Below are 18,210 nucleotides of genomic sequence, written 5' to 3'. Positions count from 1 at the left end.
AATAAGAGATAAATTTTAAATAGCAGGCAAAATCTTCCCTGAAACTTCCCCAAATCCAACTCGAATGCCGTCTTTCTCAGACCAAGCTTTCATCGTTATCGTATCGTTGTCTTCGATAAATTTTCTTTCGATGCCGTTTTTCAATTGCAATGGTTTTGTGCCTTTCCAAGATAATTCCAGCATCGAGCCGTAAGATTTTTCATCTTCTCCAGAAATCGTTCCGCTGGCGTAAACATCGCCAACTTCCACATTGCAACCATTGACCGTGTGATGCGCCAACTGCTGGAACATATTCCAATACATAAATTTGTAATTGCTTTGTGAAATCAAATTTTCTTCGGAGTTTTCCGGTTTCAAATAAACTTCAAGATTGATGTCATAATTTTTGTCGCCATCAAATTTCAGATAATCCAAGACTTCCGGTTCTTGCTTTGGAGATTCAGTTTTGAAAGGTTTCAAAGCTTCCAAAGTCACAATCCAAGGCGAAATAGACGAGCCAAAATTCTTCCCTAAAAATGGTCCCAGTGGTACATATTCCCAACTTTGAATATCTCTCGCCGACCAATCGTTGAAAATCATCATTCCAAAAATAACATCTTCCGCCTCAGCCACAGAAATCCTGTCGCCTAAATCTGTATTTTTATTTACGACAAATGCCATTTCCAATTCGAAATCGAGTTGTTTTGAAGCGCTAAAAATTGGTTTGTCTGCATCTGGCGGTTTGATTTGTCCGTAAGGTCTGATGATATCGATTCCTGATAAAACGATGGATGAAGCACGACCGTGATAACCAACTGGCAAGTGCTTCCAATTTGGAAGAAGCGCATTGGCAGGGTCTCGGAACATCATCCCGACATTGGTTGCGTGCTGGATACTACTGTAAAAATCGGTATAATTCGGGATGTGCAAAGGCATCATCATTTGGATTTCGTCGAGATTGTAGAAGCAATCTGTAATCGTTCGTTCGTCTTTCGAAAGAAGTGAATCTTCCAATAACAGTTGTTGGATTTTCTCTCTAACTTTATTGGTAATTGGTTTTCCAAGTTCGATGAATTCATTGATGGTGTAAGCTTCGAAGACATTATCGTCCATTTCGGTGATTTCTTCAAAATAGCCGAGGTCGTACAAAGTTGCCAAATCGATAACGATGTCGCCGATTCTCGTGGCGCAGGCAATAAATTCTTTATTAAAAACACAAACGCCAAACGGAATATTGTGAATGGAAAAGTCTGAATCTGAGGAATATTCTATGAATGATTTCATTTTTTTTAAGTTTAAAGTTTTGAGTTTAAAATTCAAAGTTTGGAACGTTGAATCTTAGCAACCCGACTTGAGCGGAAATCCTTTTTTGTGGCTGGAAAAGCTCGGCAAAAAGATTGAGAGCGGAAGGCGGATAAGTTGCCATAAAAAATTAAAGCATTAAAAATAATGCTTTAATTCTATAATGAATGATTTGGTTTATAAGTTACCACGTTTTTCCTGCTCTTTTTCCAAGGCTTCGAAAAGTGCTTTGAAATTTCCGGCTCCGAAACTCTGAGCGCCGTGTCTCTCGATGATTTCGTAGAACAACGTCGGCCTGTCTTCCACGGGTTTTGTGAAGATTTGAAGCAGATAGCCTTCCTCATCACAATCCACCAAAATTCCTAAATCCTGAAGTTTTTTGATGTCTTCGTCAATGTTCCCAACTCTGTCCGGAATCATATCGTAATAGGCTTCTGGCGGTGGTGAAAGGAATTCTACGCCTCTACTCTTCAGTTCTGTAACAGTTTTCACGATATCTTTTGTAGCGACCGCAATGTGCTGAACGCCCTCGCCTTCGTAGAAATCAAGATATTCCTCAACCTGCGATTTTCTCTGACCTTCTGCTGGCTCATTGATTGGGAACTTTGCAAATCCGTTTCCGTTGGACATTACTTTTGACATCAAAGCCGAATATTCTGTGTTGATTTGTTTGTCATCAAATGAGAGAATATTCACAAATCCCATCACTTTTTCGTACCACTCCACAGTTGGAATCATCCTGTCCCAGCCGACATTTCCTACGCAATGGTCCACGTACAAAAGTCCAACATCGGAAGGATTGTAGTCGCTTTTCCAAGGTTCGTAGCCTGGCATAAAGGCGCCATTGTAATTCTTACGTTCCACGAACATATGAACCGTTTCGCCGTAAGTGTATATTCCGGACATCTTCACTTCGCCAAATTCGTCGGTCAAAGTTTGAGGTTGCAAATATGGTTTCCCGCCACGTTTTGTGGTTTCTTCAAAAGCTTTTTCTGCATCATCTACCCAAAGTGCCAAAATCTTGACACCATCGCCGTGTTTTTTCTGATGTTCACAAATTGGAGAATCCGACTTGAGACCTGAAGTCAAAACCAATCTGATTTTTCCTTGCTGAAGAACGTAAGACGCTCTATCTCTGACGCCAGTTTCCGGACCTGCGTAAGCCACGGACTGAAAACCGAATGCGGTTTTGTAAAAATGCGCCGCCTGCTTGGCATTTCCTACATAAAACTCTAAATAATCTGTTCCGTTGATGGGGAGAAAATTCTCGGCTTGTGCGATTTTCTCGGCAAAAGTGAGTGTTGACATTTTACTTTTTACTTTTATACATGTTGATGCCAAGATAAGAATTTTCCGGATACCAACTAACGATTGTTAGTTTATTGCTCTTGAAAGTAAATTCAACTTCAAAAAAATATGAAATCAAGCTCATATCCATAAAATCTCCCTTCATAATCTCAAAAAAATAAAATTATATTATTCAAACAAGTGCTAGCACGCTCTATTAATAAATATAATGCAATATGTATTTTTAAGTACACTTAAGTTTAATTTTATTGATTGTGTATTAGTAGATTTGTTCGAGAGTCTTACAGATTCTAAAAACACAAATAATGATGAAAGCCGTAATTGCTACGGCTTTTTGTATATTCTGATATTTAGTAATCCAGAATTTGGATTGTAATTGTCCCAAATCATCCAGACATCATCAATGTTTTTTATAAAATAGATCTGTGTATTGAGTTCATTCACGATATGTTCTTCGCCAGATTCTTCTATGAAAACCAGATTCCAAAATTCCTGAGTCTTGATAACCATCTTGTCCGATTCTTCCGATATGACATCAAGATCAAAAATCTCAAAACTGGAACGGTTGTTTTTAATATTTAATTTCAGTTTTCTATCACAAAGACTGGAGCTGTACGTTCTGATCCTCTCGATAAAAGGAGACTCTGGGAAAATCAACTCATCAAAAACTTCCAATTTCTGCACTGGAAAACATTTGAAAAACTCAAAATTGGTATGGCAATATCTGTAAACTATATCCGTCGTAAGCTCTTTGCTGAAGGCATTTTCGTTGTAAAGATTTTGATCCTTCATACTCATCACGTAAGTATTAAGATCCTTGAAACCTAGGAAAATACAAATCTTGTCCAAAGTTTTCAGAAACCGTAAATCATTATGGGTTTTATAATGATAATCGCTTTCGAAAAAACGTTGCAAAGTGATGTGTGAAATACTGGTTCCTAACTCAAATTTCCTTTCATTTTGTAATTCTTCTCTAATGGAAAGGTCTTCTTTTATGATTTCCGAAAGAATGATGTAATGACTCCTTTTCCAGGGATCTGCTTTCCCTAGTATTGAATTCTTAACCGCAGGATTTCCCCTTATTTCGTCCTTAATTAAGTTATAGATTGATTTCAACTAGTTTTCTTCTTGAGTGTTCACTCAAATATACAAAAACAAGAAGAAAAATTAATGGTTTGTTTAATTTTTTATTTAAATCTTTCGAACGCTGCCCTATCCAACATTTCCCTGTCATCGGGATGCGAAATTTCGATCAAAGCCTGTGCTCTTTGACGAAGGTTTTTCCCATAAAGATATGCCGTACCAAATTCCGTAACAACATAATGAATATGACCTCTAGTCGTCACAACGCCAGCGCCTTGCTTTAGGAAAGGGACAATTCTCGGAACACCTTTTTTGGTTCTGGAAGATAAGGCCATAATTGGCTTGCCACCTTCGCTCAAAGCCGCGCCACGCATAAAGTCCATTTGTCCACCGATTCCGCTGAACTGATAAGTTCCGATAGAATCTGCACAAACCTGTCCTGTCAAATCAATTTCGATTGCAGAATTAATGGCATGCATTTTCTTGTTTTTCATAATATTAATTGGAAAATTCACGTGCTGAACATCCATAAAGGCAACCGCCGGATTGTCATCAACAAAGTCGTACAATCTTCTGGTCCCAAAACAAAAACTCGTGATCGTTCTGTTGGCGTGAGTACCTTTATATTTATTATTAATGACATCATTTTTGATCAAATCGATAACGCCGTCACTCAACATTTCTGTATGGACACCAAGGTCTTTGTGGTTATGAAGACATTGCAAAACCGCATCCGGAATGGTTCCGATTCCCATTTGGATCGTCGCTTTGTCATCAATCAATTCGGCAACATTTCTACCAATCTTCATTTCTTCCTCACCGACTTTCTCGCTATAATTAATGGTCAAAAGCTCGTCCTCGCTCCAAACCATTTTTTCGATTCTGTTGATGTGGATCATTCCATCGCCGTGGGTTCTGGGCATTTTCGGATTTACGATCGCGATGATTCTTTTCGCTGTATCAATTGCACCTCTCGCTACATCTACAGAAGTTCCAAGCGTGCAATAGCCGTGAGCATCTGGAGGTGAAACGGTAATCAAAGCAACATCAATTGGCAAAATCCCATTTTTGAAAAGAATTGGAATTTCACTCAGAAAGATTGGAACGTAATCGCCATTTTCGGAATTCACAGCTTCTCGAACTGGAGCTGATGTGAAGAGTGAATTGATGTAAAAACTATCTTTATATTGAGGTTTGGCGATTTCCACATTGCCTTGTTGCGTGATGGAAACCATCTCCACATCTTTCAAACGGGAGGATTGTTTTGCCAATTCATCGTACAAAAGGTTGGGTGTACACGCACTTCCGTGTCCGAAAATCCTGTCACCACTTTTGATAATTGAAACTGCTTCTTCTGGGCTTACGTAATTGATCATTGCTTTTTATTTTTAACAAAGTTAGATTTATAATTTTTGAATCGAAATGAGCATTGTCATTCAACCAGCTACAAATCAACCAAAATGATAAAAGTCACAATAATATTTTGAGAATTCAATAAAAAGATTTTACTTTGTAATTCAAAGTTCTTTATCATTAATTAAAATTTTAAAATAATGACAACACAAAAGCAAATTTCAAAAATCCTTTATTCTCTTCCAGTTTTTATATTAATGATTCCATTGGTCGCAATGCAGTTTACGAAAGAAGTCAATTGGACTTTATCCGATTTTCTGATTATGGGACTCTTGCTATTTGCAACAGTTTTTACGATTGATTTTATTTTGAAAAAAGTGAAAACTTTCAAAGCCAGATTGATTTTGGTCCTCGGAATTCTTGCTTTATTAATTTTGATTTGGGCAGAAATGGCCGTTGGGATTTTTGGAAGTCCGATTGCGGGGAGCTAATTCATTTAATTTTGAACAAAACTTAAAAAGCTAACATTTCTGTTAGCTTTCTTTATTGATTTAATCTTCCAACCAACTCGTTTTATAACTTGGGTCTTCCACTCTTATTGCTTCTTCCGTCAGTTTGAAAGGTCTGAACGGGTCAACCATCACCGCATATTCGTCGGTAGATTTTTTGCCGATGCTTCGTTCCATCGCGCCAGGATGCGGACCGTGAACAACGCCACCTGGATGAAGCGAAAAATCCATCAAATCCACGTGGTTTCTGCTCATAAAATCACCTTCCGTATAAAACAAAACCTCGTCGGAATCGATATTCGAATGGTTGTACGGCGCAGGAATCGCTTGTGGATGATAATCGTACATTCTTGCCACAAAAGAGCAAACCACAAAATTATGCGCTTCGAAGTTCTGATGAACCGTAGGCGGTTGATGTATTCTCCCCGTAATCGGTTCGAAGTTCTTAATATTGAATTTATAAGGATAAAAATAACCGTCCCAACCAACAACATCAAACGGATGCGTGGCATAAATGAAATCCGTGATTTGATTTTCCTTTTTTACTTTAATTAGAAAATCGCCTTTCTCATTTTTCGGTTCTACGAAAGTTGGCGGAACAATATCGCGCTCACAAAACGGAGAATGCTCCAGCAATTGTCCGAACTCATTTCGGTAACGCTTCGGCGTGTAAATCGGGGAATGTGCTTCGATGAAAAGAAAAACATTGTCTTCAGATTCCAATTCCAGCTGATAAATCGTGCCTCTCGGAATGATGAGATAATCGCCGACCGAAAACTCAATATTTCCGAGCATGGTTTTGAGAATTCCTTTTCCGGCGTGTACGAAGAGCAGCTCGTCGCATTCTGCATTTTTGTAGAAATAATCTGGCGATTTTCTTGGTTTTGCCAGACCCATTTTCAAATCGTTGTTTAGCATCAAAACCTTTCGGCTTTCCAAAAAGTCATCTTCGGGTGTGACTTTTGCGCCTTTTATCATTCTTGGCGTGACGTTTTTCTCGACTGCGATTTTCGGCGTCACGTCTTTTGCTTCGCCAATGGATTTGATTTGAGTCGGGCGATGCGTGTGATACAACAACGATGCAATGCCGTGAAAACCTTCTGTTCCAAAGAGTTGCTCGTAATAGAACTGGTCGTCTTCGGATTTGAAAACCGTGTGTCTTTTTGGTGGAATCTTACCTAGCTGAACGTATCTCATTTTGTTGGATTTGGCTTTTCTCAAATGTAATATTTTTTTCTGATACTTTTATTTGAACGCTAAGTGCGCTAAGATTTATTGGAAATTATTGAAAATATTTTTAAGGTTCGCAAAGGCGCTTCGCTCAGCTAAGTTTAAACACAATCTTTGTCATTCCGTAGGAATCTCAGCAGTCTAGATTCCTACGGAATGACAAAAATACGTTTTTAGGAACACTGTTGTTTTTATGCTGAAACCCATAGCCCTGATTGCAGTGGAAATCCCACAGCAGGCCCTTCGACAGGCTCAGGACAGGCTGGCTTGCGAGGAATTGCAACGGAAAGCAGGTTCCCGGCTCCTAAAAAATAATTATGAAAGTCTTAAGATTCGTTTTTATTAGAAAATGTTATCTTTGAGATTATTAAAATTTTTACAAATGAATGATTCATTAATGGTTTCGGAAATTTCGGAAATCGAAAGAGCAGAATTTTACAGAAAAACGTATATGCACGTCGCAGTGGCGATTTTGGCGTTCGGAGCGGTGGAAAGCATCTTACTGAAAGTGGTTCCGATGGAAATGATTTTGTCGATGGTTTCTGGCAAATATACTTGGTTGTTCATCATCGGCGTGTTTTGGATGGTGTCTATGTTGGCGACCAAATTGTCGTTTTCCGTTTCAAAAACCACGCAATATTTGGGATTGGGATTGTTTGTCTTGATACAAGCGGTTATTTTCCTTCCGATGTTGGGCATCGCAACGTTGTACGCACCGGAAATCATCACGCAGGCAGCGCTGGTAACGGCATTTATGTTTGCTGGATTGACGGCGGCAGTTTTCCTCACGAACAAAGATTTTTCTTTCCTTAGAAATATCATCGTGATTGGTGGATTTGTAGCGCTGGGCGTGATTGTGGTTGGCGCAATTTTCGGGTTCAATCTTGGACTTTGGTTCTCTTTGGCGATGGTTGCGCTGGCAAGTGCGAGTATTTTGTATGAGACTTACAACATCAAAAATCAATACTCCAAAGGTCAATATGTCGGCGCGGCTTTACAATTGTTCTCATCCATAATGCTTTTGTTCTGGTATATTTTGAGAATATTTTTGAGCAGAAGAGATTAATATTTATTGGTCTTCGAGAGCCTCAGACTGACATTGCTAAAAGTCTTCGATAGCCTCAGACTGATATTGTTAAAGGTTTTCAAGAGCCTCAGACTGACAATTAATAATTTAAAACTCATCATTTTTTTGATGAGTTTTTTTTGTGTGCGAGAAATTAAAATCAAAGTAAATTTTTTATTTCTAATAAAATTGTTAGCTTTGTCTAACATTTTTGTTTTAATGAAATTACTTTACATTATACTCAGCTTATTTTCGGTTTTAATTAGTGCGCAAATTGAATCTATTCCGAAAGATTCTTTAACTTCTTCTGTGGACACTTTGAAGGTGACGCAAACTAGTCGGGAAGATTCCTTAACTGCTTCCGTTGACACTTTGAAGAAATCAAATGATATTGATGAAGTGACCATCAATCAGTTTTCTGTGAAGAAATTGAACAGTCCGATTTCGACGGACGTTTATTCGCAACAATTTTTCAGGAAAAATCCGACGGCCAATATGTTTGAAGCGATTGCGATGGTAAACGGCGTGAAACCTCAGCTGAATTGCGCAGTTTGCAATACAGGCGACATTCACATCAACGGTTTGGAAGGCGCTTACACGATGATTCTGATTGACGGAATGCCCATCGTCAGTTCACTTTCCACAGTTTATGGACTCAGCGGAATTCCGAATAGTTTGATTGATAGAATCGAGGTGACGAAAGGTCCGGCTTCGTCTATTTACGGTTCGGAAGCGATGGGTGGCGTTATTAATATCATTACAAAAAATGCTTTGCAAGCGCCGGATTTTTCGACCGATGTGATGACGGGAAATCAAGGTGAAATCAATCTTGATATTGCGAAGAAAGTGTTTGACAACAAGAATTTTTCCAGTTTGCTGAGTCTTAATTATTTCTATTTCGGGAACAGAATTGACCATAACAAAGACAATTTCACCGACACGCCTTTGCAAAACCGAATCTCAGTTTTCAACAAATGGAATTTCAAAAGAAAAGAAAACCGACAAGCGAGTTTTGCTTTGAGATATTTTTACGAAGATAGATTTGGTGGTGAAATGCAGTGGCAAAAGGAAAACCGAGGTTCGGATGATGTTTACGGCGAAAGCATTTACACCAACCGTTTTGAGTTTTTTGGAATTTATCAGTTGCCTTTGAAGGAGAAATTTTTACTCCAATATTCTTACAATTACCATCATCAGGATTCGTTTTATGGAAACACTTCTTACTTGGCGACTCAGAAAGTTTTGTTCTTGCAAATGAATTGGGAGAAGCAATTGGGAAAACATCTTTTGAAAAGTGGAACCACTTTGAAATCGACTTTCTACGATGACAACACGCCTGGAACTGCAAATATCGCTGGCGAAAATCAGCCGATGAAATCACCGATTTATGGGTTTTATTTGGAAGACGAATGGGAAATCAATGATAAAAACACCTTGCTTTTGGGTTACAGATATGATTATCACAAGATTCACAAATCTGTGCATTCGCCGAGAGTGGCGTGGAAATTTGAGCCGAATCCTTATCATACTTTGAGGTTGAGTTTTGGAACCGGTTTCCGTGTGGTGAATCTTTTCACAGAAGACCATTCGGCGTTGACTGGATCGAGGGAAGTAGTTATTGCGGATGACTTAAAACCAGAAAAATCTTTGAATACGAATCTGAGTTATCTGATGAAAATTCCAATCAAGGATTATTTTATCAATGTTGATGTGAATGGATTTTATTCTTATTTCAATAATAAAATTGTGGGTGATTTTGATTCGGAGCCGGATAAAATTATTTATGATAATTTGGCTGGACACGCGATTTCGAGAGGAATTTCTGCGGACATTAGTACAAATTGGACTTTGCCGATTCAGTTGATGTTTGGAGTGACTTATATGGATGTCTATCAGGAAAATGAAGGCGACAGAATCCAGCAATTGCACGCGCCGAAATGGAGCGGAACTTACAATTTGAGTTATCAATTTGCAAACAAATTTTCGACGGATTTGACGGGGCAATTTTACGGACCAATGCGATTGCCAACTCTTCCGGATGATTTCCGACCAGAATATTCACCTTGGTTTACATTGATGAATATTCAGCTAACCAAGAAATTTGATAATGGGTTTGAGATTTATGGAGGCGTAAGAAATCTACTCAATTTCATACCGAAAAATCCGATTCTTCGTCCGTTTGACCCGTTTGACAATCAAGTGGATGATGTTGCCAGCAATCCTTACGGTTACACTTTTGATACGACTTACGGCTATGCGCCGATGCAGGGGATTCGGACGTTTTTGGGGATTCGTTATCAGATAAGATAGATGTTAGAAATTAGATTTTAGAAGTTAGATTAATGAAAATATTAGCTTTCATATTACTAATGATTTCCGGGATTTTTAATTCTCAGGAAGTGAGGCATTATGGATTTGAAAGTTTGCCGGAAAAGTTGGACAAACCGATTTTGATTTATATCAAAACCGATTGGTGCTCGATTTGTAAAATTCAGAAATATCAGATGGAGAAGGATTTGGAGTTGAAAAATTTGCTGGATGAGAATGTTTATTTTATCACTTTCAATCCTGAAAAATATAAAGAATCGATTAAATTTTTTGTTGAAAATTACAATTACATTTCGAATGGAAATTCTGGGATTCACGAATTGGCGGTTGAGATTTCATTAAATAAAAAACCGGTTTATCCGAGTTGGATTTTGATTGATAAAGATGGGAAAGTTTTGTTTCGTAATGAGGGATTGGTTAATAATGGGACTTTGAAATTATTGTTGGGGAAATTAAATTGATGCATTATCATATTATTCGCATAGGAATAAATTCCTATGCTGGGAAATCGGTCGTCCCTTTGGGACTTTCAGTGTTTTTTTGCGAATTTATCATTAATAAAAAACCTTCTGAAAATTAATCCAGAAGGTTGATAATTTATATTTAATAAAATTTTATTTCGTCAAATCTAAGCCTCCGAAATTACCGGAACTCATCATCACAAAAGCGCCTTTGGTTTTGTCCAAAGTTTCCCAGTATGCGTGAAGGTCTTCTGCATTGGTAAAGACTTTCAGGTTTTCATTTTTGAATTTTTCCTTAATCAAATCTGGAGAAATCGGGTCCATTCTCTTGATTTTCAAAGCGTCTTCTGAATAGAAAACGACGGAGTTGTCCAAACCGTCCATTGCGTGGTCGTACTGCTCGAGGAAAACTGGATTGAGACTTGAATAGGTATGCAATTCTAAAAATCCGAACGTTTCGGTCTTAGAGAATTGTTCTGCAAATGCGGAAACAGTCGCTTTCACTTTGCTTGGTGCGTGCGCGAAATCTTTGTAAAGCAAACCGCCATCAGCTCTTTTGACGATTTCAAGACGTTTCGATGCACCTTTGAAACTCATAATTGCTTCGTAGAATTCTTCTTCCATTATTCCCAATTGCGAACAGATGAATCTTGCGCCTTCCATATTCAGCAAATTGTGTTTTCCGAAAACGGACAATGGAATATCGCCCATATCGGTTTTCAGATTGACGATTCCGTTTTCTATCTTGTATGCTGGCGTTTTGTAAGGGATTTTTCTGAAATAATTTTCAGCCGAATCCACCACTTTCACTACTTCTGCATCTTCCTCGTTATAAACCAAAACACCGCCAGGCGTGATGCTCGCCACAAATTTTCTGAATTGGTCGATATAATCGTCAAAGGTTTTGAAAACGTTGATGTGGTCCCAAGCAATTCCGGAAACCAATGCGATATTGGGTTGATATAATAAAAATTTAGAACGCAAATCAATTGGGGAAGACAGATATTCATCGCCTTCGAGAATCATAAAATCATTGTCATCCGTAATTTTCACCATACAATCGAAGCCTTCCAATTGGGCACCGACCATATAATCAATATCTTTTTGATGGAAATTGAGAACGTGAAGAATCATCGATGTAATGGTGGTTTTCCCGTGGGAACCGCCGATGACCACTCTGGTTTTTTCTTTGGACTGTTCGTAGAGAAATTCTGGATAAGAATAAATCTTCAAACCTAATTCTTTTGCTTTGGCAAGCTCAGGATTGTCGGCGTGCGCGTGCATTCCGAGGATTACAGCATCGATATCCGAAGTCAGTTTTTCGGGAAACCAACCCAATTCTGCGGGAAGAATTCCTTTTTTGTCCAAACGGGATTTTGAAGGTTCGAAAATAGCATCGTCTGAGCCTGTGACCTGATAGCCTTTATCTTTGAGCGCAATGGCAAGATTGTGCATCGCAGAACCGCCAATAGCAATGAAATGGGTTTTCAATTCTGAATAATTTTAGACAAAAGTAAGGAAAGATGTGAGATATTAGAAGTGAGAACTTAGAATATTTATCAGGATAGAAATAAAAAAACCTGAACTTTTCAGATTCAGGTTTCAATTTTTATGCAACGATTTCTCTTTGCTTGAGGCATTCCTCAATTTTCAATTCCTCGCCCGTGAGCGTGAAATAAATGTTTTGTAACTGGTGAAGATGGTTGCATTTGATGTAGTTTCCAAAGAACAAAAACCCTTGTAGAATCTTGTTGGAACTCAAATCAAAATCATATCTGCAATAGTTTGGCAATTCGAATCGTACTCTTGTGGACGACCTGTACGCTTCTTTGAAGCCCAATCTCTGGAACCATTCTGCAGTGAGTGCAATTGGTTTTAGATTTCTAAAGTCGGTCACATTATGAGAATCGATTTTCACCAAAAGTCCGTTATCGTTGTTTTCCATCCCGATTACAGGTACAATTTCATCTTCGTAGATGACAAAATTGTTGAGTCTAAGTTCTGTAGCTTCCATATTGTGAAAATGTTTTGTGATTATAAATAGGTAAGTTCACCTAAACAAAATCGTTGCCAAAATTCTTAAACACAACGTTTTTTCCAAGAAAAGGGAAACTTTAACAGTTAAACAGAATTGATGCGAATTATTAAAAATTAAAAAAATTTAAGCTTTTGTTATGCATAACATAATTTTAGTTTCACCAAGTGTTTTGTCAGAATCCACCTCTATCTTGCAATCGATTGCTTTGCACAAATCTCGAATGACGTGCAATCCCAAACCTTTGGTGGTTCCAATGCTGGTTTTATCATCGTACAACGCCCGGAATTTATCAATATCGGTTCCGCCTCCGTTGTCATTAATCAAAATCAATCGTTTCTGATTTTCCTCCCAAGCTTTGCAGATAATTTTTGGATTGGGAACATCGTGAAGCACTTTCACAGCGTTGCTCATCAGGTTTCTGATAATGGTTTTGAGATATTCCTTGTCCGTGAAAATTTGAAAATCTGAATGAATATCAAATCTCATATCTATGTCTGAAGCCGAAACAAACTCTTTTTCGATTTCACTAAAAATATCCTTGATTTGATAAAATTTCTTATCTGGCTGAAAATTTTCCATTTGTCCTTTGCTCCACAGAAGCAAGTCTTCCATTTGCGTCAAAAGTTGGTCGGCGGAGTCGGAAGTTTGTTTTTCTAATCTGATTTTCGTCTCATCATCAATCAAATCCGGTGCATTTTTTTGAAGGTCCAGGAAATGGATGAGTGAAACTACTGGACTTCTCAAATCGTGATTTAGAATTCCAAAAAACTGCATTTTGGTCTTGTTGGCTTTTTCGAGGTCTTGATTCAGAACTTGCAATTTTTCATTGCTCTTTTTTCGGTTTCGACTTTGGTAAAAAAGCAAGCCTCCAATAATTCCCAGCAAACCTAAACCTGCGATGAAATACCATTTTTGTTTTTCTTTGGCTTCAATTTGCAGTTTGTTGATTTGGATTTGTTTATTCTTTAAATCAATCGTTCTTTGGTCCTCGAGATTTTTGATGGATTCTTTCGTCGCCGTATTTAAAATCGAATCTTTGTATTTGGAATAGAGCTTGTAATTTTCTAAACCACTTCTAAATTTTTTTTCCTCTTCATCAATCTTTGACAAATACAGATAATTATCCGGAACACCGTCTATCAATTCGTTTTCGAGATAGAGCTTATTGGATTTTTCAAAATTTTCTTTAGACAATCTCAGGTGGGAAGAATTTTTGGTTTTTTCATACATTTTATAGTAGCAAAGTCCCAATTCGTTTTGCGCATTGGCCATTCCCATTATATTTTCCTGCTCTGTGGATATTTTTAAAGTTTCATTGATTTTTAAAATAGCTTGTTCGTAGTTGCCTTTTTTTTCATCAACCAAACCCAAAGCAAATAAACTGGTCCCAATGTAATTTTTATTGTCAATTTCCTTTGCTAGTAAATATGCTTTTCTAGCATAGAACTCCACCTTGTCGGTCTGATTTTGATTCTCATAAAGATGGGCATAAGAAAGATAAATATAGGTCAATAGTTTTTTATCGCCTGCTTTCAGAGCATTTTTGGTTGAAATGTCCAGGTAATATTTTGATTTTTTAAAGTCATTAACTCCTCTGTAGATTTCTGCAATGTAAACATAATCCTTTCCCAACTCATTGATATTGTGCAGTTCCTCGTCTATTTTAGCTGATTTGAAATAATATTCCAGAGCAGAAGAGTAATTGTTATTATCCTGATAAATGTTACCCATTTTTTTATAAAGTTTGGACAATCTCTTCGAATCATTTTGAGAGATACCTATTTTTATAGCATTGTTGTAATATTTAATTGCTCTCTTAAAATCGGGTTCCATACTGTAGAATTTCCCAATGATTTCGTAGGAATCGGCCTCACCAGATTTGAAATTTATTTTTTTGGAAAGCGCCGTCGATTGTTGGGCATATTTTTTTCCTTTTTCATTATATAAGTTGGTGTATTCTCCTGCAATCGCGTTCAACAAATTAACTTTACTGCTATCCTGTTTTGCCTTTGGTAATTCCAAAAGCAGAGAATCTACCAAATCCTGACCTTGTTTTTGTTGAGCATAATTTTTAGAAATATAACAAATGGCGACTAATAAAAATATATTTTTCATAGCAGGAACTTCAAATTATCTTTAAAACTTCGTCCAATCGGGATGGCGAGATTATTATTGAGGATAATCTCGTGGGAATTTATTTTATCAATGAATTGCTTCTGCACCGCAAAACTCCGATGAATACGGACAAAAGACCGAAAACTAACTTCCCTTAAAAGCAGTCCAATACTGGAAAGTACACAATGTCTTTTTTGGGACGTCACCACCAAAGTATAATCCTTCAAAGCTTCGAGATAAAGGATTTCGTGCAGTTTCACTTTGATTTGCTCGTGACCTTCCTTTAGGTAAATCACGTCGCCACCAATGCTGGATTCGAAAAGGCTGGCCTTGTTTTTCATTTCGAAAAAATCGGTGATTCGTCTCATCGTATTTTCGAAACGCTCAAACTTCAAAGGTTTCACGATGAAATCCAACGTTTCCAATTCAAAACTCTCCACCGCAAATTCAGGATGTGAAGTGATGAAAATGCAGACCGGAACGTCTTTTAGCTCTCGTCTGAGGTCGACGCCGGATAATCCAGGCATATCAATATCGAGGAAGAGAATATCGACTTCGTTTTTTTCTATGGTGTTCAAGGCTTCATTAGAATCAGAAAAAGTCCCAAGAATATTGAGGTTCGGAAACTTCTTTGCAAAGGATAAAACTGTCAATCTATCGATTTCGTTGTCGTCCACAATTACACACTTCAAGTTTTCCATAACTGCCTGATATTTAATCAAATTTAAGAAAAAAAGTCATTGGTCTATTTAAAATGTTATTCGTCTATTAGAACTTTTCGCAGGATACAATTCTGTATAATTTCGATAAAAATTTTAAAACCTATTACAATGAATAAAATATTATTAATGAAATTCCTGACGCTTTTTCTGATTCCATTTGGATTGATGAAAGCTCAGACGGCAGTTCTCGCAACTGGGACAACAGCGAATGGAACAACTGGAAGTATTTCTTATAGCGTTGGACAAGTGGCCTATTCTCAAAAAGGCGATAATCTGCAGGTGATGGAAGGCGTGCAACACGCTTATGAGATTACCATTTTGGAGGTGGATGACGAGTCTATTTTGGAGAAGAACATCTTGCTTTATCCAAATCCCGTAAGAGATTTTTTGAATGTTGACTTCGGAAAGGAAAGTTTCGAAGATTCACACTACAGCTTGTTTGATTCCCAAGGAAAATTAATCAAATCAGGAAATCTAACCCAGAAAAAAACAGAGTTGAATATGACCACATTGCCAACTTCGGTTTACATCATCCAGATATTCCAGAACAATAGAAACATCAAAACCTTCAAAATCATTAAAAAATAATCTTATGAAAAAATTTGTATTAATTGCCGTTTTGGTTCTGGGAACGCATCTGGTTTCTGCCCAAGCGCCAGAAAAAATGAGTTACCAAGCCATTGTCCGAAATGCAAGCGGACAACTATTGACCAATCAAAATGTTGCGGTAAGAGTCAGCGTTCTGCAAGGCTCATCTGCGGGAACATCGGTATATTCCGAAAGAGTTTCTGGACTGACGAATGCCAATGGACTCATAAGCCTAGAAATCGGATCAGGAACCGTTCTTAGCGGAACATTCAGCGCTATCGATTGGGGAACAAACAATTATTATCTGAAAACAGAAACAGACCCGGCTGGCGGAACCAACTATACCATCACTGGAACCAGTCAACTATTAAGCGTTCCATACGCTTTGTACGCCAAAAGTTCTGGTGGTGGCGGTGGCGGAAGTTTGACACTTCCATATTCTGCTACTGCCAATAGTTCCTCGCCTTTATTTTCATTAACGAATTCAGGGACGGGAGCTGGCGTAATGAGTTCCACTGGCGCTGGTTTTGCTATCCACGGCATCACAAATTCTCAAGCCTCTGCAGGTGTGATTGCTGACAACAGTGGCGCTGGAGAAGCAGTAGTTGGTAGAAACACAAGTGATATTGCGGGTGCTGTAGTGGGAAGAAATGATGGCGGAGGCTATGGTGTAAGAGGTTTTGTGTCAGGAAACACAGCAGGAACGAGCATTGGAGTTTTTGGTCAAGCTGGTCTCAATTCGGGAAAAGGTAGAGCGGGAAGATTCGTAAATTCTAATGTAAGCAATGATAGAAACGCGTTTGAAGTAGAATCCAACAGCACAGGAAATATCCCGGATAATACGCAGGGAAATGTCTCATCTTTTCTTTCTAATAATACAGGAAGTGTCAGCGCGGCCGTAAGAGGTGAAGTCAAAACTATTTTTGGAAACTTTGGAGCGGCTGGTATTTTCGGCGTTTCTTCTGGAACAGGCGGTTTTGGTGGTTTGTTTTACTCTTCAAACACTACAGGAAACGGGCGTGCTTTAGTTGCTCTTAATGACGGTAATGGTGACGCTATTGTAGCTAATGTAGGAAAAGACGGTGATGCAATTGAAGCTAATATAGATGGGGCTGGTCGTGCTTTGTATGCGTGGACACCAACCTTCAGTACAGGAAAGGCAGCAGAATTTCAAAACTTCAACACAGCCAACACCAATGCTGTAATTACTGTTAAGACAGTAGGAAATGGTATTGCAGGAGATTTCAAGGTTGATCGGGTGTCAGGAACTTCCGCAGCTGTACGGGGAGAGGTGAATTCGCAGTTTGCAAACTTCGGGACTTCTGGCATCTACGGAATTTCTTCTGGAACTGGTGGTTATGCAGGGATATTCCACGCCAATAATCCTAACAACAATACGGATGCATTACTTGTTATAACAGAAGGAAACGGAAATGCACTTAAAATCTATTCTTCGAAAAACGGCAATGCTGTTGATGCGTCAGCAGAGGGAACAGGAACTGCGGTCTATGGTTCGATTCCTAACTTTGGTATAGGGAAAGCGGCAAGGTTTGTAAACTACAATACCACAAATAGCAATCCGGTTCTAACGATAGAAAACAGAGCAAACAATGACCTGCTCGTTTTAAAGGCCAATGCAACACCAGTTAATGTCGCGCGTATCAATGCCGCTGGAAGAGGATTTTTCAACGGTGGAACCCAAAGCAGCGGAGCCGACGTTGCAGAAGCATTTAATGTAGAAGGCAATACAGCGGATTACGAACCTGGAGACATCTTAGTCATTTCCACCAACACGGACAGAACGATTGAAAAATCTTCATCGCCCTACTCTGCTCTGGTTGCCGGAGTGTATGCTACGAAACCAGGCGTTCTTCTCACCGAGGAACACATCGATTCTGAATTGATTGGCAAAGTTCCTATGGGTGTCATCGGTGTTATTCCAACCAAAGTTTGCCTGGAAGGTGGCAATATCAAGCGAGGCGATCTGCTCGTAACCTCTTCCCAATATGGCGTTGCAATGAAAGGCGACCTTAAAAAAGTACAAATTGGTCAGGTTCTTGGAAAAGCGCTTCAGGATTACAATAAGGAAGGCATCGGAAAAATCAAAGTATTAGTAAACATCAAATAA

Annotated in this window: 15 protein-coding genes; 6 read left to right on the top strand and 9 right to left on the bottom strand. The window is 38.5% G+C overall.

The annotated features are described in order from the left end of the window. Positions 1–15 precede the first annotated feature (15 nt). The 4 genes from fahA to IO90_RS17180 all read right to left on the bottom strand — a co-directional run bounded on the left by fahA (position 16) and on the right by IO90_RS17180 (position 5,048). The gene (gene fahA / locus IO90_RS17195) at positions 16–1,263 is read right to left on the bottom strand and encodes a fumarylacetoacetase (RefSeq protein WP_034970197.1); all 1,248 of its coding nucleotides are present in this window, start codon (positions 1,261–1,263) and stop codon (positions 16–18) included. 195 nt (positions 1,264–1,458) lie between these two features. Beyond that, positions 1,459–2,589 (bottom strand): 4-hydroxyphenylpyruvate dioxygenase, encoded by a 1,131-nt coding sequence (hppD, locus tag IO90_RS17190; RefSeq protein WP_034970195.1) that lies wholly within the window; start codon positions 2,587–2,589, stop codon positions 1,459–1,461. A gap of 324 nt (positions 2,590–2,913) precedes the next feature. Further along, entirely contained in the window at positions 2,914–3,705 is a 792-nt protein-coding gene (locus IO90_RS17185) for a hypothetical protein (RefSeq protein WP_034970193.1), read from the bottom strand. A 71-nt stretch (positions 3,706–3,776) separates the two neighbouring features. Continuing rightward, entirely contained in the window at positions 3,777–5,048 is a 1,272-nt protein-coding gene (locus IO90_RS17180; RefSeq protein ID WP_034970190.1) for an acetyl-CoA hydrolase/transferase family protein, read from the bottom strand. 177 nt (positions 5,049–5,225) lie between these two features. Here IO90_RS17180 and IO90_RS17175 point away from each other — a divergent pair, with 177 nt between their 5' ends. Then, on the top strand, positions 5,226–5,516 hold the full coding sequence (locus IO90_RS17175; RefSeq protein WP_034970187.1) for a hypothetical protein: 291 nt from the start codon (positions 5,226–5,228) through the stop codon (positions 5,514–5,516). A 60-nt stretch (positions 5,517–5,576) separates the two neighbouring features. Here IO90_RS17175 and IO90_RS17170 read toward each other — a convergent pair whose 3' ends face one another. After that, positions 5,577–6,731, bottom strand: coding sequence for a homogentisate 1,2-dioxygenase (locus IO90_RS17170; protein ID WP_034970186.1), 1,155 nt, complete (start codon positions 6,729–6,731; stop codon positions 5,577–5,579). Between the two features lie 415 nt (positions 6,732–7,146). Here IO90_RS17170 and IO90_RS17165 point away from each other — a divergent pair, with 415 nt between their 5' ends. From IO90_RS17165 to IO90_RS17155, 3 genes are all read left to right on the top strand, one after another. Next, a complete protein-coding gene (locus IO90_RS17165; RefSeq protein ID WP_034970184.1) occupies positions 7,147–7,830 on the top strand; it encodes a Bax inhibitor-1 family protein in 684 nt (227 codons plus the stop codon). Positions 7,831–8,049: 219 nt separating this feature from the next. After that, on the top strand, positions 8,050–10,140 hold the full coding sequence (locus tag IO90_RS17160) for a TonB-dependent receptor plug domain-containing protein (RefSeq protein WP_034970181.1): 2,091 nt from the start codon (positions 8,050–8,052) through the stop codon (positions 10,138–10,140). A gap of 32 nt (positions 10,141–10,172) precedes the next feature. Next, positions 10,173–10,619, top strand: a complete 447-nt coding sequence (locus tag IO90_RS17155; protein WP_131450911.1) for a thiol:disulfide interchange protein — start codon at positions 10,173–10,175, stop codon at positions 10,617–10,619. A gap of 153 nt (positions 10,620–10,772) precedes the next feature. On the opposite strand, the gene IO90_RS17150 is transcribed toward IO90_RS17155, so the two are convergent. The 4 genes from IO90_RS17150 to IO90_RS17135 all read right to left on the bottom strand — a co-directional run bounded on the left by IO90_RS17150 (position 10,773) and on the right by IO90_RS17135 (position 15,473). Next, positions 10,773–12,110: a UDP-N-acetylmuramate--L-alanine ligase gene (locus IO90_RS17150; RefSeq protein ID WP_034970179.1), complete on the bottom strand. Its 1,338-nt coding sequence runs from the start codon at positions 12,108–12,110 to the stop codon at positions 10,773–10,775. Positions 12,111–12,228: 118 nt separating this feature from the next. Then, positions 12,229–12,633 (bottom strand): hypothetical protein, encoded by a 405-nt coding sequence (locus IO90_RS17145; RefSeq protein ID WP_034970177.1) that lies wholly within the window; start codon positions 12,631–12,633, stop codon positions 12,229–12,231. A 147-nt stretch (positions 12,634–12,780) separates the two neighbouring features. Then, the gene (locus IO90_RS17140) at positions 12,781–14,772 is read right to left on the bottom strand and encodes a sensor histidine kinase (RefSeq protein WP_034970175.1); all 1,992 of its coding nucleotides are present in this window, start codon (positions 14,770–14,772) and stop codon (positions 12,781–12,783) included. Then, the gene (locus tag IO90_RS17135) at positions 14,769–15,473 is read right to left on the bottom strand and encodes a LytR/AlgR family response regulator transcription factor (protein WP_034970172.1); all 705 of its coding nucleotides are present in this window, start codon (positions 15,471–15,473) and stop codon (positions 14,769–14,771) included. The genes IO90_RS17140 and IO90_RS17135 overlap by 4 nt, the downstream gene beginning before the upstream one ends. Before the next feature lie 129 nt (positions 15,474–15,602). Between IO90_RS17135 and IO90_RS17130 the strand changes: the two genes are divergently transcribed. Together IO90_RS17130 and IO90_RS17125 are read left to right on the top strand one after the other, a co-directional pair. Continuing rightward, a complete protein-coding gene (locus tag IO90_RS17130) occupies positions 15,603–16,082 on the top strand; it encodes a T9SS type A sorting domain-containing protein (protein WP_034970169.1) in 480 nt (159 codons plus the stop codon). A 4-nt stretch (positions 16,083–16,086) separates the two neighbouring features. Continuing rightward, on the top strand, positions 16,087–18,210 hold the full coding sequence (locus tag IO90_RS17125; protein WP_034970166.1) for a hypothetical protein: 2,124 nt from the start codon (positions 16,087–16,089) through the stop codon (positions 18,208–18,210).

Source organism: Chryseobacterium sp. FH1 (genome assembly GCF_000735135.1).
Taxonomy (GTDB): Bacteria; Bacteroidota; Bacteroidia; order Flavobacteriales; family Weeksellaceae; genus Epilithonimonas.
Note: the sequence above shows the minus strand (reverse complement) of the source record. Positions and strands in the feature narration are given on the sequence as shown.